This is a genomic window from Amycolatopsis sp. cmx-4-61 (assembly GCF_046548775.1).
In the GTDB taxonomy this organism is placed as follows: domain Bacteria; phylum Actinomycetota; class Actinomycetes; order Mycobacteriales; family Pseudonocardiaceae; genus Amycolatopsis.
Window position 1 is genome coordinate 35972 of record NZ_JAEBEI010000014.1, and the last position, 18882, is coordinate 54853.

At 71.9% G+C, this 18882-nt stretch carries 16 protein-coding genes; 5 read left to right on the top strand and 11 right to left on the bottom strand.

Annotated features, from left to right (window positions below; genetic code table 11):
• The gene (mtrA, locus tag ACLJOU_RS31810) at positions 1–678 is read right to left on the bottom strand and encodes an MtrAB system response regulator MtrA (protein WP_005150760.1); all 678 of its coding nucleotides are present in this window, start codon (positions 676–678) and stop codon (positions 1–3) included.
• Positions 679–1003: 325 nt separating this feature from the next.
• Between mtrA and ACLJOU_RS31815 the strand changes: the two genes are divergently transcribed.
• Both ACLJOU_RS31815 and solA read left to right on the top strand, forming a co-directional pair.
• Entirely contained in the window at positions 1004–1789 is a 786-nt protein-coding gene (locus ACLJOU_RS31815; protein WP_410572567.1) for an IclR family transcriptional regulator, read from the top strand.
• 147 nt (positions 1790–1936) lie between these two features.
• A complete protein-coding gene (solA, locus tag ACLJOU_RS31820; RefSeq protein WP_410572569.1) occupies positions 1937–3067 on the top strand; it encodes an N-methyl-L-tryptophan oxidase in 1131 nt (376 codons plus the stop codon).
• Here solA and ACLJOU_RS31825 read toward each other — a convergent pair.
• From ACLJOU_RS31825 to ACLJOU_RS31835, 3 genes are all read right to left on the bottom strand, one after another.
• Positions 3056–3688, bottom strand: coding sequence for a dTMP kinase (locus ACLJOU_RS31825; RefSeq protein WP_410572945.1), 633 nt, complete (start codon positions 3686–3688; stop codon positions 3056–3058). The two genes, solA and ACLJOU_RS31825, sit on opposite strands and share 12 nt — an antisense overlap.
• Before the next feature lie 82 nt (positions 3689–3770).
• Positions 3771–4526: a hypothetical protein gene (locus tag ACLJOU_RS31830; RefSeq protein WP_410572571.1), complete on the bottom strand. Its 756-nt coding sequence runs from the start codon at positions 4524–4526 to the stop codon at positions 3771–3773.
• Positions 4523–5098, bottom strand: a complete 576-nt coding sequence (locus ACLJOU_RS31835) for a papain-like cysteine protease family protein (RefSeq protein ID WP_410572573.1) — start codon at positions 5096–5098, stop codon at positions 4523–4525. Before ACLJOU_RS31835 ends, ACLJOU_RS31830 begins: the two co-directional genes overlap by 4 nt.
• A gap of 247 nt (positions 5099–5345) precedes the next feature.
• Between ACLJOU_RS31835 and ACLJOU_RS31840 the strand changes: the two genes are divergently transcribed.
• Positions 5346–6344 carry a hypothetical protein gene (locus ACLJOU_RS31840; protein WP_364275474.1) on the top strand — a complete coding sequence of 333 codons (999 nt, stop codon included), beginning with the start codon at positions 5346–5348 and terminating at the stop codon, positions 6342–6344.
• Positions 6345–6588: 244 nt separating this feature from the next.
• Here ACLJOU_RS31840 and ACLJOU_RS31845 read toward each other — a convergent pair whose 3' ends face one another.
• The 4 genes from ACLJOU_RS31845 to ahcY form a co-directional block, all read right to left on the bottom strand.
• A complete protein-coding gene (locus ACLJOU_RS31845; RefSeq protein ID WP_410572575.1) occupies positions 6589–7014 on the bottom strand; it encodes a YjdF family protein in 426 nt (141 codons plus the stop codon).
• Positions 7015–7154: 140 nt separating this feature from the next.
• Positions 7155–7598, bottom strand: coding sequence for a type II toxin-antitoxin system VapC family toxin (locus tag ACLJOU_RS31850; RefSeq protein ID WP_410572577.1), 444 nt, complete (start codon positions 7596–7598; stop codon positions 7155–7157).
• The gene (locus ACLJOU_RS31855; protein ID WP_410572579.1) at positions 7592–7879 is read right to left on the bottom strand and encodes a toxin-antitoxin system HicB family antitoxin; all 288 of its coding nucleotides are present in this window, start codon (positions 7877–7879) and stop codon (positions 7592–7594) included. Before ACLJOU_RS31855 ends, ACLJOU_RS31850 begins: the two co-directional genes overlap by 7 nt.
• Before the next feature lie 110 nt (positions 7880–7989).
• Positions 7990–9462, bottom strand: coding sequence for an adenosylhomocysteinase (gene ahcY, locus ACLJOU_RS31860; RefSeq protein ID WP_410572581.1), 1473 nt, complete (start codon positions 9460–9462; stop codon positions 7990–7992).
• A gap of 92 nt (positions 9463–9554) precedes the next feature.
• Between ahcY and ACLJOU_RS31865 the strand changes: the two genes are divergently transcribed.
• Positions 9555–11813, top strand: coding sequence for a hypothetical protein (locus ACLJOU_RS31865; RefSeq protein WP_410572947.1), 2259 nt, complete (start codon positions 9555–9557; stop codon positions 11811–11813).
• Positions 11814–11864: 51 nt separating this feature from the next.
• On the opposite strand, the gene ACLJOU_RS31870 is transcribed toward ACLJOU_RS31865, so the two are convergent.
• The 3 genes from ACLJOU_RS31870 to ACLJOU_RS31880 form a co-directional block, all read right to left on the bottom strand.
• Positions 11865–12569, bottom strand: coding sequence for an LPXTG cell wall anchor domain-containing protein (locus tag ACLJOU_RS31870; protein ID WP_410572583.1), 705 nt, complete (start codon positions 12567–12569; stop codon positions 11865–11867).
• Between the two features lie 271 nt (positions 12570–12840).
• Complete coding sequence (locus tag ACLJOU_RS31875) at positions 12841–14367, bottom strand: amino acid permease (RefSeq protein ID WP_410572585.1); 1527 nt, start codon at positions 14365–14367, stop codon at positions 12841–12843.
• Positions 14368–14464: 97 nt separating this feature from the next.
• Positions 14465–15382: a cation diffusion facilitator family transporter gene (locus tag ACLJOU_RS31880; RefSeq protein WP_410572587.1), complete on the bottom strand. Its 918-nt coding sequence runs from the start codon at positions 15380–15382 to the stop codon at positions 14465–14467.
• A gap of 132 nt (positions 15383–15514) precedes the next feature.
• On the opposite strand from ACLJOU_RS31880, the gene ACLJOU_RS31885 reads away from it, so the two are divergent.
• The gene (locus ACLJOU_RS31885) at positions 15515–18436 is read left to right on the top strand and encodes a BTAD domain-containing putative transcriptional regulator (RefSeq protein ID WP_410572589.1); all 2922 of its coding nucleotides are present in this window, start codon (positions 15515–15517) and stop codon (positions 18434–18436) included.
• Positions 18437–18882: the final 446 nt, after the last annotated feature.

Sequence of the window (18882 nt, forward strand, 5' to 3'; positions counted from 1 at the left end):
TCACGGCGGGCCGGCCTTGTACCCGACGCCGCGAACGGTCAACACCACCTCGGGGTGTTCCGGGTCCTTCTCCACCTTCGAGCGCAGGCGCTGGACGTGCACGTTCACCAGCCGCGTGTCGGCCGCGTGCCGGTAGCCCCACACCTGCTCGAGCAGCACCTCGCGGGTGAACACCTGGCGCGGCTTGCGGGCCAGGGCCACCAGCAGGTCGAACTCCAGCGGGGTCAGCGGGATGGCCTTGCCTTCGCGCGTGACCTCGTGGCCCGGCACGTCGATCGCCAGGTCGCCGATGGTGAGCGATTCCGCCGGCTCGGCCTCGGTGCGGCGCATGCGGGCCCGCACCCGCGCGACCAGCTCCTTCGGCTTGAACGGCTTGACGACGTAGTCGTCGGCGCCGGACTCCAGGCCGAGGACGATGTCGACGGTGTCGCTCTTGGCGGTGAGCATGACGATCGGCACCCCGGACTCCGCGCGGATCGCCTTGCAGACGTCGATCCCGTTCATCCCGGGCAGCATCAGGTCGAGCAGGACGAGGTCCGGCTTCAGCTCGCGCAGCGCGGGCAGCGCGCGTGAGCCGTCGGCGACCACCGCCGTGTCGAACCCCTCCCCACGGAGCACGATGGTGAGCATCTCCGCGAGAGCGGGGTCGTCGTCGACGACGAGAACACGTGCCTTCATGTCCACATATTCGCACTAGTTCCGGCGCCCGCACGCACGACCCGCGTGTTTGACCACCAGAAAGATCAAGATCGCCGGACCGTCCTGCTCCATCCGGGTGCCGGTGGACGGTCCGTGGAGGCCGCGCGGGAACCCCGGCGCGGCCTCCACGGACCTGCGAGGCGAGTTCAGGAAAACGGCTGGCCGGCTGCCGCGGCAGTGCGTGAAAGTTGCGCTCTGCGCGACTCCGTGCCCGTTGCGCAACAATCCGGTGCGGGCACCGTCCTCGTCAAGAGATTCGCCCACTCAGCCGATAGGAACTCCGCGAAACGGATACTGTTGCGCCATGCGGAACCAGGACCCGGGCAACGCAACTCAGAGCCAGGTGCAATCGGTCGACCGGGCCATCAGCGTGCTGGAACTGCTCGCGCGCAACGGCGAAACCGGCATCACCGAGATCGCGGGCGAACTGGGCGTCCACAAGTCGACGGCGTCGCGCCTGCTCAGCGTCCTGGAGACCCGGGGCCTGGTCGAGCAGCTCGGTGAACGCGGGAAGTACGCCATCGGCTTCGGCGTCGTCCGGCTGGCCGGCGCCGCGACCGGCCGCATGGACCTCGCCAAGCTGGGCCGGGCCAGCTGCCTCGCGCTGGCCGAGGAGCTGGGCGAGACGGTGAACATCGCGATCGCCGACGACGGCGTCGCCATCAACATCAGCCAGGCCCGCGGCTCGGCCGCGATCACCACGCAGAACTGGACGGGCCAGCGGACGCCGTTGCACGCGACCTCGAGCGGCAAGATCCTCCTGGCCCACATGGGCGAAGCCGAGCGCAAGCGGGTGCTGAAGCGGAAGCTGGAGCGGTACACCCCGCGCACGACGACCGAGCCCGAAGCGCTGCTGGCCGAGCTGCACCGGGTCGTCGAAGACGGTTACGCCGCCTGCTACGAGGAACTCGAACTCGGCATGCACGCCGTCGCCGTGCCGATCCACGGTCCCGGCGGGGAAGTCGTCGCCGCGATGAGCGCTTCCGGGCCGTCGTACCGGCTTTCGAAGCAGCGGGTGAAGCAGATCGTGAAGCCGATGACCGAGGCGGCGGACGAACTTTCCGCGCAACTGGGCTACTTCCGGGACTAGCCGGCCGCAGGGCACCGGTTCGGGCGCTTGACACTGCGTCTCGCATGACGCACGTTGTTGCTGAAGACGCAACCGCGCCCGGAGGGATCCGCGAATGGCAGCACGGCCCCGGCAGCGGAGGCGACTGTCCGAACCGGACACCCACCGGTGACGCACTACGACGTGATCGTCGTCGGCCTCGGCGGGATGGGCAGCGCCGCGGCGTACCGGCTCGCGCAGCGCGGGCAGCGGGTGCTCGGCGTCGACCAGTTCGCGCCGGTGCACAACCGCGGGTCGAGCCACGGCGGTTCGCGGATCACCCGCCAGGCCTACCTCGAAGGCCCCGAGTACGTGCCGCTGCTGCTGCGGGCCCACGAACTGTGGGAGGGCCTCGAGCGCGACAGCGGACGGCGGCTGTTCACCCGCTGCGGCGGGATCATGGTCGGCACGGCGGACTCGCGGACGATCACCGGCAGCACGGCGTCGGCCCGGGCCTTCGGCATCCCGCACGAACTGCTCGACGCGCGGGAAATCCGGCGGCGGTTCCCGACGATGGCGGCGGCTCCGGACGAAGTCGCGCTGTACGAGCCGGGCGCCGGGTTGGTGTCCCCCGAAGGCTGCGTCGCCGCACACCTGCAGCTCGCCGCGCGCTGCGGCGCCGAACTGCACCACGAAGAAAAGGTGTTCACCTGGAGCAGCACGACCGGTGGCGTGCGCATCGGGACGTCGCACAGCTACTACACGGCCGACCGCCTGGTGCTGTGCCCCGGCGCGTGGGCGGCCGAACTGCTGCGCGGCTTCGGCGTCGCCTTCACGGTCCGGCGGCAGGTGCAGTACTGGTTCGCGCCCTCCGGCGGGATCGCGCCGTTCCGGGACCACCCCGTCTACATCTGGGAAGGCGACGGCTACACGTTCTACGGCTTCCCGGCGCACAACGCGCCCGCGGACGGGGTGAAGGTCGCGTTCCACGGCGGCGGCCGGACGTGCACGCCCGACGGCATCGACCGCGCGGTGTCGGGCGACGAGGTCCACGAGATCGCGGCCGTGGTGAAGCGGCACCTGCCGACGCTGCCGGGAGCGTTCCTCCGGGCGGCGACGTGCATGTACACCGACACGGCCGACGAAAGCTTCGTGCTCGCGCCGCACCCGGCCGAGGACCGGGTGGTGCTCGCGTGCGGGTTCTCCGGGCACGGCTTCAAGTTCGCCCCGGTGATCGGGGAAATCCTCGCCGATCTGGTGGTCGACGGCGCCACGGCGCACCCGATCGCGCAGTTCGACCCGGCGCGGCTACTGCCCTAGCAGCGTCGCCGCCAGCGCCTCGAGGTCGACGCCCGCGACACCGTCCAGGACGTGCCACGGCGCCAGCCAGCCCGACGCGGCGAGTTCGTCGTAGACGGCGGCGCACCGCTGCTGCAGGCCGTCGTCGGTCTCGAAGGCGTCGCGCTCCCGGCCGGAGTCGGTCTCCGCACGGCGTTCGGCGCGCTCGGCCGCGACCGCCGGGGCGACGCGCAGCAGCAGGTGCGCGTCCGGGCGGGGCAGGCCGAAGCGGTCGACCTCCAGCTCCCACACCCACTTCACGACTTCGCCGAAGGCGTCCTGCCGCAGGCGCGCGGCCGCGTACGCGGCGTTGGAAGCGACGTACCGGTCGAGCAGGACGACGTCGTGCGTCTCCCCCAGCGCGCGGATCTCGTCCGCCGCGCCGCTACGGTCCAGCGCGTAGAGCATGGCCATGCCGTACACGGAGTCGGCGAGGTCACCGTGCCCGCGGTGCAGCGCCTCGCGGACGAGGTCGGCGTGCACGCTCTCGCCGTACCGCGGGAACGCCAGCGACGCGACACTCGCGCCCTTCGCGCCCAGCTCCGCCGTCAGCCCCTTGGCCAGCGTGCGCTTGCCCGCGCCGTCGAGCCCTTCGATGACCACCAGTCGACCCACGGGACAACCCTAACGGTGGTGGACCGGCGGGCTCGGTGGAAGGGGATCGACGCCGAGCCCGCCGGTTCGTCTAGGCGGCGTGCCGCCGCAGGTGGAGCACGTAACCGGCGCCGCTGACCGCGAGCACGCCGACGAGGATCAGCAGCGGCACCCAGCCGGTGTCGTGGCCGGACGGCGCCGGGCCGCCGTCGCCGCGGGGCATCACCTGCGAGGTGGCGTCGTAGCCGCCGGCCTCGCCGTCGCGGGCGTAGGCCGAGCCGGGGAGCTTGTCGGCGTAGCGCGCCTCGACGGTCTGCTGGTAGCCGGCGACGGTGAGGGCGTGGCCTTCCGAGAGCGGTGTGACGCGGCCGTCGCGGACCGCGTACCAGGCGTCGACCTGCGGTTCGTGCAGCAGCTGGGCGCCCGCGGGCAGCTTCCGGGCGTACTGCCCTTCGACGTCACCCGAGGCGATGTTGCCGACCTGCCAGGCGCCGTCCGCGCCGCGGACGGACCAGAGCGTCGCGGTCCGGCCGTCGGAAGCACGCGCCGGGATCGCGAAGTAAGCGAACTCCCCCGGCGTCGCGCCGGGCTTCCCCGCGACGAAGTCCGGCGAAAGCTCGTACACCGGGTAGGCGTCGGAGGCGATCCGCACCGAAACCGGCCCCTGGGCGCCCGGCGCCTGGGCGAAGAAGCCGACGAGGACGTCCTGGAACGCCGCGGCCGCGCGGTGCGCCGCCGAGGCATCGGCGCTGCTGATGCCGGCGGCCTGGGCCGCGCCTGACACCGGAGCCGTCATCAGCAGCGCCGCGCCGGTCAGCACGGCGAGCACCAGTACCCGCCGACTCATCGGGCGATCCCGGTGAGCGTGTGCGTCCAGGTGAACGACGAGTTCTGCGTGTAGTACCCGTAGGTCGACCAGTTGTAGCGCTTGGCCGGGCCGGGATCGCCCCAGAACACCCAGCCGCCGCGGGTGTCGTAGCCGTAGAGGACGTGCACGTGGCCGCCGCCGGAGCGCCAGCCGACCCGGGTCTCGACCGGGCGGTCCGCCGCCGTCTGCGTCCGGACGTCGGCGTAGGAGATGGGCCGGTCGAGGTAGCGGCCGGGCGAGGTGAAGCCCAGCCGGGCGAAGGCGCGCTGCGGGTCGGCGAGGGTGCCGGGGAGGTTGGCGCAGTCGGCGCCGGTGTCGCCGTGCGCCAGCTGGCAGAACCGCGTCTGGCTGACGACCGCGCCGTGGTAGGCGGCGATGGTGTTGCCCGCACCGGCCCAGCACCACTGGTTCTTCTGCTGGAGCTGCAGGAAGATCTGGTTCCGGTAGGTCGGCGGCACTCCGGGCGCGGCTCCGGCGGTGGCCGGGGCGACCAGGCACAACAGCAGGCTCACGGCCAGTACGGCGTGGACCCGGCTCGACTTCACCAGCACGGACGGCCTCCTGCTCGAACGTGGGCGAACCAGCGGTGGTCACAACGGTGAACAACGCGGTCACAAGGAGCAAGAACGCCATCCGGCGGAACGGACCGTTCCGGGTCGCAGCCGGAACGCGGAACAGTCACCACAACGAGGCCAACCACCCTGAACGGGGGTCGGCGGGGGCACTCTACGCTGCTAACGTGAACGTTCCGCGGTGTTCACGCCCAGCGCACACACTGGTCGGGTGAAGGGACGAGCGGTGGCACAAGACGGGAACCTCCCACTGATCATCGATGGCGCCCGCACGACCCGGGCATCGGTCGCCGAGCTGCCGAAAGAGCTGACCGAGGCGCTCCGCACCGGCGAGTTCCACCACGCCCTGCGGCTGGCGATCGCCTACCGCGGGCTGTCGCTCGCCCGGCTGCGCGCCCACCTCGCGCTGCGCGGCGTCCAAATCGGACAGTCGACGCTGAGTTACTGGCAACGCGGGCTGCGTCAGCCCGAGGTCCCGAAGGCGCTCCCGGCGGTCCGGGCCCTGGAATCGGTCCTCCAGCTGCCCGCGGACGCCCTGGTGGTGCTGATCGGGCCCCGCCTGGCCCGCCGCGGCCACCAGCCGGCGGCGTCGTTCCACGACCTGCGTTCCGGTGACATGGGGTCGATCGTGGAGGACCTCCTGGCCGAGCTGGGCGCGTACCCGTCGTCGAACCACTACAACGCCGACCTCGAGCTGCTGTCGGTCCACGACACGATCACGTTCGACGCGGAGCACCGCCAGGTCAGCCTGCGCACGCGGCTGGTCACGCGGGCGCGGCGGCACGGCCCGGACCGGTACCTGACGGTGTACAACGGCGACCCGGGCTGCCGCATCGACGACGTCGAGCTGATCACCGACGAGGGCTGCCGGGTCGGGCGCATGCGCCGCAACCCGGACGCGGACACGATGGCGACGGAGCTGCTGTTCGACCGCAAGCTCGCCGAGGGCGACATCCACGTGTTCTGCTTCGAGGTCCGCGACGACTCGGGGTCGGCGTCCCCCGGGTACTACCGGATGCTGCGCGACCGGTGCGCGAGCTACCTGGTCCAGCTGCGGTTCGACCGCAACGCACTGCCGGCCCGGTGCACCCGCCAGGTCCGGGCGCGGGACGACGCCCTGCCGGTGGTGGCGGAGGAACTGGCGTGCGACATGGGCGGCGTGAGCAGCGCGTTCTTCAGCGACGCCGGGCCGGGTCTGGCCGGGGTCGCGGTGGAGTGGAACTGAGGCGTGTCGACCATCCAGTCACACGTGTCGACCCTGGAATCACGCGTGCCGACCCCTCAATCACCCGTGTCGACCCTCCAGTCACACGTGTCGACCCGGGAATCACGCGTGTCGACCGGTTGATCCGGCGAACTCGCGCACCGAAGGGTCGACACGCGTGATTGAGGGGTCGACACCCGTGATTGGGGAGTCGACACCCGTGATTGGGGAGTCGACACCCGTGATTGGGGGGTCGACACGGCCCTCAGTGGCCGCGGTGCTTGGCTCGGGACTTGGCCTTCGCCAGGGTGCGGCGGCGGGCGGCCTCGGCGGCGGCCCGGCGCTTGCGGGCGGCTTTGTTCTCCGCCGCGTGCTGGGTGACCGCGTCGCGCAGGGCGCGCTGGGCGGCCGTGCCGATGCCGTCGTCGTCCTGGGCTTTCTTGGCCAGCTTCGCGAGACGCCTGGCGTTGAGCCGGGCCGTCGGGCGCTGCTCGAGCGGGACCGGCGGGGCCTTCCGGGCCTCGTCGGCCAGCCGCACGAAGTCGCGGCCGGCGGCGAAGGCGGCCAGCTCCGCATTGTTGGGCTCGCTGCCGAAGACGTGCCGCGCGGCCCGGACCAGGCCGTCTTCGTGGATCTCGTAGACGCCGACCCAGAACCGGCCGTCGTGGTACAGCGTGAACACCCCGCTCATCGGGAACCTCCAGGCGTGACGGATCAGCCTGGCGTCACCGGTTTCCCTGGACGGGACAACGAGCCCGGAGCGGACCGCCCGGACTACCCACCGGGCCGTGAGGTTCGTGAAGCCAAGAACAGCGGGATTCTACGCCGTCGTCAGAGCACCTCGAATCCGTTGGCCTTGGCCGCGTCGGCCTGTCGCTCGTCGCGGGTGACGAAGGTGACCGGCTCGCCGCCCGTGAGTTCGGCGGTGGAGTGCATCGCGACCGCGATGTGGATCGCGTCCAGGGTGCGCACGGGGTAATTCTCGGTGACCAGCCGCCGGGCCGCCGGGAAGATGCGGTGCGGCGCCAGCGGGATCACTCCCAGAATCGTCCGCGAGTCCACGTCGAACTGGGCCAGGAACTCGCGGGCATCGGGAATCCGCCCGGTTCGCTTGGCCGCGGTGAACGCGCTCGCGCATTCCAGCCGGGTCAGCTCGCTGGTGAGCACGAGGTGCCCGCCGTCGATCAGGAGCTTCCGCAACTCGGCGTGGTCGGCCTCGTCGCTGAGGTAGGCGCCGACCACCGCACTCGTGTCCGCGTAGAGAACGGTCACCATTCACCCCGGGTCCAGTCGAGTGCCTCACTGACAGCCGTGCCCCAGCCACGCGAGCGTTCTTCCAACGCGTCGTGGCCCGGTGCTTCACCCTCCGGCTCGAAGGTGATCAGCTTGCCTTCCGCCACCAGGCGGCTTCTCCGTTCCACCGCGGTTTCCGTCTTCGCCACAATTCCCCTCAACGCTTCCGTGACCAGGTCGTTCATGCTGCGCCCTTGCGCCTCGGCCAGCGCCTTCAGCCGGGCGTGCAGCTCGTCGTCGATCCGCGTGATCAACTGCTTCACGACACGATGATAACACGTCACCCATTCGTGCTATCACTGTTCACGGCCCAGGACAAAGGGCCGCCCCGAACACGTTCGGGGCGGCCCTCACCTGCGAAAACGCAGAAACCTCAGTACCGGTAGTGCTCCGCCTTGTACGGCCCTTCGACGTCCACGTCGATGTACTCGGCCTGCTCCTTGGTCAGCTTCGTCAGCTCGCCGCCGAGGGCTTCGAGGTGGATCTTCGCGACCTTCTCGTCCAGCTTCTTGGGCAGCCGGAAGACCTCCTTGTCGTACTCCTCGTACTTGGTGAACAGCTCGATCTGCGCGATCACCTGGTTCGAGAAGCTGTTCGACATCACGAAGGACGGGTGCCCGGTCGCGTTGCCGAGGTTGAGCAGCCGGCCCTCGGACAGCACGATGATCGTGTTGCCGTTCGGGAACACCCACTCGTCGACCTGCGGCTTGATGTTGATCTTGCGGATGCCCGGGTAGCGCGCCAGGCCCGCCATGTCGAGCTCGTTGTCGAAGTGGCCGATGTTGCCCAGGATGGCCTGGTGCTTCATCTTCGCCATGTGCTCGACCAGCACGACGTCCTTGTTGCCCGTCGTGGTGATGACGATGTCGGCCTCGGGCAGCGCGTTGTCCAGCGTGCGGACCTGGTAGCCGTCCATCGCCGCCTGCAGGGCGCAGATCGGGTCGATCTCGGTCACGATCACGCGCGCGCCCTGGCCGCGCAGCGACTCCGCCGCGCCCTTGCCGACGTCGCCGTAGCCGCACACGACCGCGACCTTGCCGCCGATCAGCACGTCGGTGCCGCGGTTGATGCCGTCGATCAGGGAGTGGCGGATGCCGTAGCGGTTGTCGAACTTCGACTTCGTCACCGCGTCGTTGACGTTGATCGCCGGGAACAGCAGCTCGCCCGCCGCCGCCAGCTGGTACAGCCGCAGGACGCCGGTCGTGGTCTCCTCGGTCACGCCGCGGATGCCCTCGCCGATCTTCGTCCACTTGCCGGTGTCGGCCGCCACCGACGTGCGGAGCAGCTCGAGGAACACCTTCCACTCGTCCGAGTCGTTGTCGTCCGGCGACGGCACGGCGCCCGCCTTCTCGAACTCGGTGCCCTTGTGCACCAGCATGGTGGCGTCACCGCCGTCGTCGAGGATCATGTTCGGGCCTTCGCCCTCCCAGGTGAGCATCCGCTCGGTGCACCACCAGTACTCCTCGAGCGACTCGCCCTTCCACGCGAAGACCGGGACACCCTTGGGTTCCTCGGTGGTGCCGTGCGGGCCGACGACGACCGCGGCGGCCGCGTGGTCCTGCGTCGAGAAGATGTTGCACGACGCCCAGCGCACCTCGGCACCCAGCGCGACCAGCGTCTCGATCAGCACCGCCGTCTGCACCGTCATGTGCAGCGAGCCCGAAACGCGCGCCCCGCGCAGCGGGTAGACCTCCGCGTATTCGCGCCGCAGCGCCATCAGTCCCGGCATCTCGTGCTCGGCGAGGCGGATTTCCTTGCGGCCGAACTCGGCGGCCTCGAGGTCGGCGACGGCGAACTCGATGCCGTTGCGGGTCTCGTGCCGCTTGGCAACGCTTTCGGGGGTCATAGTGGCGATTCCTCCAAGACTCGATGACACCCGAACACTACCGTTGTCCGCTCGACTGTCCCTAGAACTGTTAGGAGCCCCTTACCGTGCCCATGCCCGGCCCGGACACCCGCGTCGTGGAAATCCGTGTCGCCGGGCTCGTGGGCACCAGCGGGGAAACGCTGCTCGACGCGGTTTCGACCGTCGACGTCGCCGGCGACGGCCTGGGCCGGGTGGTCCGCCCGGCGGACCGGCTGCGCCGCCCGGCCCCCGGCCCGGTGCTGCCCGCACTGGGCCGGTCGATCCCGCGGACCCTCGAGGGCTACCTCTGGCACGGCATGACCTCGGGCGGCGCCGCCAAGGCCACCTGGGCGCTGCTGTTCCCGTTCTCCCTGGCCAACGTCTGTTTCTGGATGCTGCCGCCGGTCCCGCCGGACTGCCGCCTCGCCCGCGTGCTCGGCGCCGTCTGCCGCGGGCTGCTGCGCGTCGGCGCCCTGCTCCTGACGATGCTGCTGATGGGCCAGCTCGCGGCGATCGCGCTGGACATGTTCGCCACGCAGTGCCTGGCGCCCGGCTCGGGCTGCCTGCCCGCGGTCCCCGACGCGGTCCGCACGACGGCCGCGAGGATCGCCGTCGGCGTGCTGCCGCTGCTGGCCGTGATCTTCGTCCTGCACCGGATCTCGAGCGCGACCTGGGCGGTGCACGCCGACGGCGACCTCACCGGCGGCCCGCTGCGGATGCGTGCCGACCCGGAGACCCCGGCGTTGCGCTGCCTGCACACCGTCGCGGCGCTGGCCTCGGTCGCGCTGCTGCTGCTCGGCGGGCCGTTCCGCGTGCCCGGCGACACCTTCGGACTGGTCGTCTGGATCGGCACCCTGGCCGTGGTGCTCGCCACCGTCGTCGCCGCGGCGATCGGCGTCGACACCGGCCGGTTCGCCCGGCCCGGCGTGCTCGCCTTCGCGACCTTGCTGGTCGTCGCGGCCGCGGTGCGGCTCCGGCCAGGCACGGGTCCGCTGCCGGGCACCAACGGTGTCGTCGAAGGTCTCGGCGCGGCCCTGGTCGTCGTCACGGTGCTGTTCGCGCTGTTCCTCGCCCCGGCCGCGCTGCTGGCCCGGCCCGGCTGGCAGCACAAGCCGCGGCGGCTGCGGCCGTGGCTGGGCGGTTGGGCGGCCGCGCCGGTGCTCGCGCTGGCCGGCCTGCTCGGCGGCGGGTTCGGGGCCGGCCTCGCCGAAGCCCTCCGTCGCCTTTCCGGCGCGGAGTTCCTGCACGTGCCGGACACGTACGTGCTGGTCACCGTCCTGTGGGGCGCCGGGCTGGCGCTGGCCGCGGTGCTCGGCGTCCTGGGTTTCGCGGTCGCCGTCCCGCTGCGGCGGCTGCGGCGGGGCATCCCCGCGATCGTCGAGCTGATGGAGCACGACGAACGCCAGGAGGCCCAGGCCGCGGCGGCCTGGGCCCGGTCGGCGTGGGAACGGCGGCACCTGCACCACCTGGCACTGGCGGTCGCGAGCGCCATGTCCGCGGGCGGCGCGGCCCTGCTGGTGCTGCGCTTCGGGTTCGGGCTGGTCCCCGGCTGGTTCGGGCCGCTGTCCGCGATCGGCGTGGTCGCACTCGGCGGGCTGGCCGCGGGCCTGCTGCGGGTCGTCTACACGGCCGCGCGGACGCCACAGCGCAGCCGCCACCTCGGGGCGCTGGCCGACCTCGTGTGCTTCTGGCCGCGGGCGGCGCACCCGACGGTCCCGCCGTGCTACGCGCTGAAGGTCGTCCCGGAGCTGGCCGCGCGGGCGCGCGAACACCTCGCCGAGCCCGGGACGCGGGTGGTGCTGTCCGGCTACAACCTCGGCAGCCTGCTGACAATCATGGCCGCCGCCCGCCTGGCGGCCGAGCTGCCGGAAGCGGAGCTCGAGCGCGTCGGCGTGCTGACCGCCGGTTCCCCGTTGCAGTGGGGCTACCAGCGGGCCTTCCCGGCGCTGCTGCCACAGGAGGCGCTGGAACGGCTCTTCGCCGACCTCGACGGCCGCTGGCGGGCCCTGTGCCGCGGCACCGACATCTTCGGCGGCGGCGTGACGACCTGGCGGCACTCGGTCGCCGACCGGCGGCTGCACGGCGTCGGGTTCCTGCCGGAGGGTGGCTGCGGTCCGGTGTCGGCGGCGGCCGACGCCAACGGCGTCCTCATCCTCGGCGGCGACCACTGGCTGCCGGATCCGCTGCGCGGCCCGACCGGGCGGCATCGCTGGGCGCCGGGGGTGCTCAAGCACCAGGACTACGTGGTCGACGCCGAATGGGACCACGCCGTCGCGATGGCCGCCGGCCTCGGCAAGCCGTCCTGGGGCGAGCAGGGCTCGCTGTTCGGGGACTTCCCCCCGAAACGGTGAAGGCCCCTCGCGCGCGGAGCGAGGGGCCTTCGACCGGGGACTAGCTCAGCTTCACTCGGAAGCCTTGCGGCGGAACTTCAGCAGCGCGAGCAGGCCGCCACCGGCGGCGAGCAGGAGCGCGCCGACCCAGATCAGCCAGCTGTTGTCGAAGCCGGTGTTGGCCAGGCCGCCACCGGTGCCCGACTCGTTGCCCGCCGGGACGGCGGCCGGAGCGGTGGTGAAGCTGGTCGGCGCGACCGAGGTGTCGGAGGTCGCCGGAGCGGACGGCTTCGTGGCCGTGGTGGTCGGCGTCGACGACTTGGTCGGCGCCGTCGTGGTGGTCTCCGGCGGGGTGTCCTTCTTGACGCCGCAGGCGAACCAGTGGCTGATCTGCGGGACGTTCTTGTAGTCCCGGCCGACCATCGGGGCGTGCAGCTTCTCCCACGGCGGGGTGGCCGAGAGGCCCTTCTTGCCCGGCACGTAGGTGTTGAACTCGTTGCCGCCCTTGACGACGATGGCGGCGACCGTGACGCCCTTGGCCACGCCGGTGACCGTCAGGTACTGGTCCTTCGACGTGCCGCCGGTGACCGTGAGCTGGTCGCTCACGTCGACGGCCTTGCCGAGACCGATGTCCGAGCACTTGGTGGCGTTGCCCACCGTGCCCGTCGCGCGGTCGTCACCGGGCACGCACGCGAACGCGGCACCGGCGGTTCCCATGAGGGCAGCGGTGGTGAGGGCCATGACGGCCACCGCACCACGGAAGGTACGTCTGCGCATTGAGTGTCTCCTGTACCGAACGGGGGAGGAACGGCAAATTCGGGGGATCGCGACGCCACTGCACGTGGGAATCACGCGGCTGTAATTCACCCGTCAGTGGCACACGGAGGCTCGAAAGGTATCGCACGTCACTCCGCCGCTTACCGGGGGTCCCCCTTTGCGAACGAATCGCAAGATCCTCTTGATCAAGCCGTGACCTCGGACAAAGCAACCAAACGCAAAAAGCCCCGCCGACCTGGGCGTCCAGGAGGCGGGGCTTTTTAGGCGCAAGTCAGGCGTCGGGCGACTTCACGGGTTGCTCGATCCCTTCGGCCTGCCGCTTGCCGAGCAGCGAATGCCGGCGGCTGTAGGCGAAGTACAGCACCACGCCGACCACCATCCAGACGAGGAACCGCAGCCAGGTCAGCACGGTCAGGTTCAGCATCAGCCACAGGCAGGCGAGGATGGCCAGGATCGGGATCAGCGGCACCAGCGGCACCTTGAACGCCCGGGGCAGGTCCGGCCGCGTCCGGCGCAGGATCAGCACCCCGGCCGAGACGAGCACGAACGCGAACAGCGTGCCGACGTTCACCATTTCCTCGAGCTTGTCCGCCGGGAAGAACCCGGCCGCGACCGCGACCAGCCCGCCGACGATGAGCGTCGCGCGCTTCGGCGTGCCTTGTTCGCCGGTCTTCGCCAGGCCACGCGGCATCAGGCCGTCGCGGGACATGGCGAAGATGATCCGGACCTGACCCAGCATGAGGACCATGACGACGGTGGTCAGGCCGGCCAGCGCGCCGAAGGAGATGATGTTGGCCGCCCAGTCGACGCCGTTCGCGGAGAACGCCGTGGCGAGGGTCTTGTGGCTGCCGTCGCCCGCCTTGGTGGCCAGGTCCTTGTACGACGTCATGCCGACGACCACGAGCGACACCGCGACGTACAGCACGGTGACGATCGCCAGCGAGCCCATGATCCCGCGGGGCACGGCCTTCTGCGGGTTCTTCGTCTCCTCCGCGGTGGTCGCGACGATGTCGAAGCCGATGAACGCGAAAAACACCAGCGAGGCACCGGCCAGCAGGCCGAAGACACCGAACGAGCTGCTCGCGCCGCCCGCGATCAGGGAGAACAGCGACTGGTCGACGCCCGTCTGGCCGGCCCCGCCGGTCGAACCCGGCGGGATGTACGGCGAGTAGTTGGCGCCCTTGATGTAGAAGAGCCCGAGGATGATCACGAACAGCACGACGGCGACCTTGATACCGGTGATCACCATCGACACCCGCGACGACAGCTTCGTGCCGACGGCCAGCAGCGTCGTCAGGATCGCCACGACCAGCAGCGCGCCCCAGTCGACGGTCACGCTCCCGACGTCGAACGTCGTCTTGGTGCCCTTGCCGAAGAGGTAGCCGAGCACCGTCTCGAGGTACACCGACCAGCCCTTGGACACCGCCGCCGCGCCGACGGCGAGCTCGAGGATCAGGTCCCAGCCGATGATCCACGCCATGAACTCGCCGAAGGTGGCGTAGGAAAACGTGTACGCGCTGCCCGCGACCGGCACGGTCGAGGCGAACTCGGCGTAGCACAGCGCCGCCAGCGCGCAGGCGATCGCGGCGAAGACGAACGCCAGCGAGACCGACGGGCCGGCGTAGTCACCGGCGGTGCGCGCGGTGAGCGTGAAGATGCCCGCGCCGATGACGACCGCGACCCCGAACACCGTGAGGTCCCACGCGCTCAGGTTCCGTCTGAGCTTCGTGTCCGGCTCGTCGGTGTCCTGAATGGACTGTTCGATCGATTTAGTGCGCCACAATCCCGTACCGGGCACCGTTGACCTCCTGCGGCTGGCCTGCATGTATCGCAGTAGGTCACCCTATCGGGTCACGTCCGGAGCGGCTCGCCGAAGCGGCGGAGTGGATCTTGGTCTACCGCGCGGGGCTGCGGTCGAGGTCGGGTTCGAGGTAGATCAGCCGGGCCACCGGCACCTTGGCGCGGACGCGGGCCTCGGCGTCGTCGATGGCCGTCGCCACCTCGGCGATGTCGAGGCCGGGCACCAGCGCCAGCTTCGCCGCGACGAGCAGCTCGTCCGGGCCCAGGTACTGGGTGCGGATGTGGATGACTCGCTCGACCTTGCCCGCCGCGAGCTCGTCGACGATCGTCGCGAGGACGCCTTCGTTGGCCCCTTCGCCGATGAGCAGGCTCTTCATCTCGACGATCAGGATGATGGCGATGACACCGAGCAGCGCGCCGATCGCCAAGGTGCCGACGCCGTCCCAGACCGGGTCGCCGGTGATCACCGACAGCCCGACGCCCAGCAGCGCGAAGACCAGGCCGAGCAGCGCGCCCGCGTCCTCCAGCAGCACCACCGGCAGTTCCGGCTCCTTCGCCTGGCGGATGAACCCCCACCAGGTCACGTCGCCCTTGATCTTCTTGGACTCGCCGACGGCGGTGTAGAAGCTGTAGCCCTCCAGGCAGACCGCGACGAGCAGGATGACCACGGCGACGATCGGCGATTCCAGCGGCTCGGGGTGGCCGATCTTGTGGATGCCCTCGTAGATCGCGAACGCCGAACCGAGGGTGAAGAGCATCAGCGCGACGATGAAGGAGTAGAAGTACCGGTCGCGGCCGTAGCCGAAGGGGTGCTCCTCGTCCGCGGCCCGCTTCGACGTCTTCTGGCCGAGCAGGAGCAGCCCCTGGTTCGTCGTGTCGGCCAGCGAGTGCACCGATTCGGCCAGCATCGACGACGACCCCGTGACGAGGAAGCCGACGAACTTCGCCGCCGCGATCCCCGCGTTCGCCCCGAGTGCCGCGAGGATCGCCTTGGTTCCGCCTCCAGCTGACACGACCGCTCCCCTGCTGACGTTCCCGATTTGCCGGTTTGGAGCCTAGAGGACCTCCTCGGTCTCCGCCCCACACCGCCCGGGTTTTGTCGGACCCCTTCGCTACGGTGACCGTTCCGGCACGGGGAGGGTGGCATGGTTCACTTCGGCGTGCTCGGGCCGCTCGCCGTCGAAGGGCCGCCCGGGCACTGGGTCGCGTTGCGCGGCGAGCGGCAGCGCACACTGCTGGCCGTGCTGCTGCTCAACGCCGGGCGGCCCGTCCCGGCCGACGTGCTGGTGGAGGCGCTCTGGCCGGACGGGCCGCCGAAGTCGGCCACCTCCAACCTGCACACCTACCTCTCGCGGCTGCGCGAACGGATCGACGGCCTGCGGGTCGAGCACGGTCCGCTCGGCTACCGGCTGCAGGCCGGACCGGCGGAGCTCGACCTGCTCGGCTTCCGCGCCGCCGTCGCCGAAGGGCGGCAGGCGGCGGATCCGGTGGCCGCGGCGGGGCACTACCGGCGGGCGCTGGCGCTGTGGCGGGGGCCGGTGCTGGCCGGGCTGCACGTGCCGCGGCTCGACGCCGACGTCGCCCGGCTGGAGTCCGAGCGGCTCGCCGTGTTCGAAGACTGCGTCGACGCGGAGCTGAGCGCCGGGCGGCACGGGGAGCTGACCGGCGAGCTGCAGGCGATGATCACCGAGCACCCGCTGCGCGAACGGCTGGCCGCGCAGCTGATGATCGCGCTGCACCGGGCCGGGCAGCAGGGCAGCGCGCTGGAGGTCTACCGGCGGCTGCGGACCACGCTGATCGAGGAGCTCGGCGTCGAGCCGGGGGCGGAGGCGCGGCGGGTGCACGCGGCCGTGCTGCGCGGTGAGGACCCGGTGCCGCGGCTGCCGCCGTCGGTGTGGCCGGTCTGCCAGCTGCCGCCGGACATCGGCGACTTCACCGGCCGCGACGCGGAACTGGCGGAGCTGACCGGCGTGCTCGGCGCCGGCACCGGCGTCCCGGTCGCGGTGCTCGCCGGCGAACCGGGGGCGGGCAAGAGCACCCTCGCCGTGCGCGCCGCGCACCGGCTGCGCGCGCGGTTTCCGGACGGTCAGCTGTACGTGCCGCTGGCGGGCCGCGAAATCGGGGAGGTGCTGGCCGACCTGCTGCGTGCGCTCGGCGTTCCCGGCCCGGCGGTGCCGGACGACGTGCGGGCGCGGGCGGCGGTGTTCCGCGGACGGCTCACCGACCGGCGGGTGCTGGTGGTGCTCGACGACGCCGTCGACCCCGAGCACGTCCGCACGCTGCTGCCGGGCACGCCGGGCTGCGCGGTGCTGGTGACGAGCCGTCGCCGGCTGAGCGGGCTCGCCGGCGCGCACCGGCTGGCCCTGGGTCCGCTGTCCGGCGCGGACGCCGCCGAGCTGCTGAACCGGCTCGCCGGGGCCCGGGTGGCCCGGGAGGGTGCGGACGCCGAGCGGATCATCACGGCGTGCGCGCGGCTGCCGCTGGCCCTGCGGATCGCGGGCAGCAGGCTGGCCATCCGGCCGCACCTGCGGCTCGGCGAGCTGGCCGACCGCCTGGAGGACGAGGTCCGCCGTCTCGACGAGCTGACCGTCAGCGACCTCGCCGTCCGGAGCAGCATCGCGCTGAGCTACGAAGGCCTGCGGCCGCCGGCGCAGCGCGCGTTCCGGTTGCTCGGCCGGTGCCGCCTCGCCGACCTGCCGGCGTGGGCGGTCACCACCCTGGTCGACGACCCGGACGAGGCCGTCGAAGAGCTCGTCGAGGCGAGCCTGCTGGAGGCCCGCGGCGCGGACGGGACCGGGGAAGGCCGGTACCGGATGCACGACCTCGTCCGGCTGTACGCGGCGGAACTGGACGACCCGGTGCCCAGCGAGGGCCTCCGGACGGTGCTGGCGGCGACGCTGGCGCTCGCCGACGCGGCGGCGGCCCGGCTGCCGCGCACGGTGCCGATGCCGTCCCCGGCCCACGAGCCGCCCGCGCAGCCGTTGCCGCGGGCGCTGGTGGAGCGGCTGCTGGCGCGGCCGGACGCCTGGTTCGCGGCCGAGCGCGCGAACCTCGTGCTGCTGATCGGCACGCTCGCCCCGCGGGACGCGCTGCTGCTGCTCGACCGGCTCGGCGTCTACCTGTACCTGCACGGGCAGTACGCCGACATGCGCGCGGCCTACGAATCGGTTCTGGCCGCGGACCCGCCGCTGGCGACGGTGGCGGAGGCGACGCTGACGCTGTTGCGGCACGCGCGCGGCGAGTACGAGGAGGCGGCGGTCCGCTACCGCGCGTGCGCCAAGGAGCTCGAAGCCCACGGCGACCGCCGCACGCACGCGTGGGTTTCGGCGAACCTGGCGCACTGCCTGATCGGCCTCGGCCGCGCGGAAGAGGCGCTCCGAACGGCGGCCCACGCCCGCGAACTGTTCACCGAAGACGGATCAGCCGGCCTGGGGTGGGTGTGGGCGGCGGAGTCGGCGGCGCTGTTGCGGCTCGGCCGGATCGCCGACGCCCGCGCGGTCGACCGCAAGGCACTGGCGGCGGCCCGCTCGAGCGGCGACGCCCGGATGATCGGCGAAGCACTGCACGGGTACGCGTGGTCATCGTTGCTGACGGGCGACGACCTGGGCGCGGCGGCGGCGATCGCGGAGTCGGTGGAGCTCCTCCGGGGCACGGGAGTGCGCTCGGCCCTGGCGAAGTCATTGCGTACATCGGGCGCGATCTCGGCGGCAACGGGCGCGCGCACCGAAGCGACGGCGGCGTTCGAGGAGGCCCGCGAGCTGGCCCGCGAGCTGGACGAGCGGCCGCGGGAGTTGTCGTGCACCCGAGCCCTGGCGGCGTCCTGGATCGGCGAAGGCCGGGCGGCCCAGGCGATCCCGGTGCTGCGGGCGTGCCTCGACGAGTTCCGCGAGATGGGCGGAAGGGCGGCGACGGGCCTGACGTGGCTGGTGCTGCACCGGGCGTACCTGGCGACGGGAGATCCGGCGGAGGTGGAGGCGGCGGCCGAGGCGGAGGAGTGGCTGGACCCACGCGACGCCAGCGCGGCCGCGTTGCGCCGGGCGTTGGTGGCGCTCACGGAGCCGGGCTGAGGGACTTCAGGCACCCGATTTGGCGGGCGCCTTCCGGCCCGGCCGGGCCCGCCTGCCCTTCGCGCACCAGCCTGGCTTGAGCGGGTGCCTTCCGACCCCGCCACCGACCTACCTCCGCGCACCGGTCTGGCTGGTTGGGCACCTTGCCGACCAGCCCGGCGAGGGGGCCGACCGGGCCGGGCTGAGGTGCCTCCCCGCACCGGCCAGCCCGGCCAAGGCCTCCTCCGGCCTGCCGGCTGAGTGCCTCCCCGCACCAACCAACCCGACCAAGGCCCTCCTCCGGCCTGCCGGCTGAGTGCCTCCCCGCACCGACCAGCCAGCCGGGTGCCGCCCGCCGGGACGACTCAGGTGCCTCGCGCACCGAACTCGCCTGCCGGGCGAGACGGGGTGGTGCCGCCCCCTCGCCGCACTCCCCGTCTCGCCTCGGCCGGGGTGTGGGTGCCGTG

Coding starts and splice junctions, on each gene's coding strand:
- ACLJOU_RS31850 (WP_410572577.1), bottom strand. CDS start 7,598: ATGGTGACCGTTCTCTACGCGGACACGAGTGCGGTGGTCGGCGCCTAC.
- ACLJOU_RS31865 (WP_410572947.1), top strand. CDS start 9,555: ATGCCCGGCCCGGACACCCGCGTCGTGGAAATCCGTGTCGCCGGGCTC.
- ACLJOU_RS31870 (WP_410572583.1), bottom strand. CDS start 12,569: ATGCGCAGACGTACCTTCCGTGGTGCGGTGGCCGTCATGGCCCTCACC.
- ACLJOU_RS31830 (WP_410572571.1), bottom strand. CDS start 4,526: ATGAGTCGGCGGGTACTGGTGCTCGCCGTGCTGACCGGCGCGGCGCTG.
- ahcY (WP_410572581.1), bottom strand. CDS start 9,462: ATGACCCCCGAAAGCGTTGCCAAGCGGCACGAGACCCGCAACGGCATC.
- ACLJOU_RS31885 (WP_410572589.1), top strand. CDS start 15,515: ATGGTTCACTTCGGCGTGCTCGGGCCGCTCGCCGTCGAAGGGCCGCCC.
- mtrA (WP_005150760.1), bottom strand. CDS start 678: ATGAAGGCACGTGTTCTCGTCGTCGACGACGACCCCGCTCTCGCGGAG.
- ACLJOU_RS31845 (WP_410572575.1), bottom strand. CDS start 7,014: ATGAGCGGGGTGTTCACGCTGTACCACGACGGCCGGTTCTGGGTCGGC.
- ACLJOU_RS31815 (WP_410572567.1), top strand. CDS start 1,004: ATGCGGAACCAGGACCCGGGCAACGCAACTCAGAGCCAGGTGCAATCG.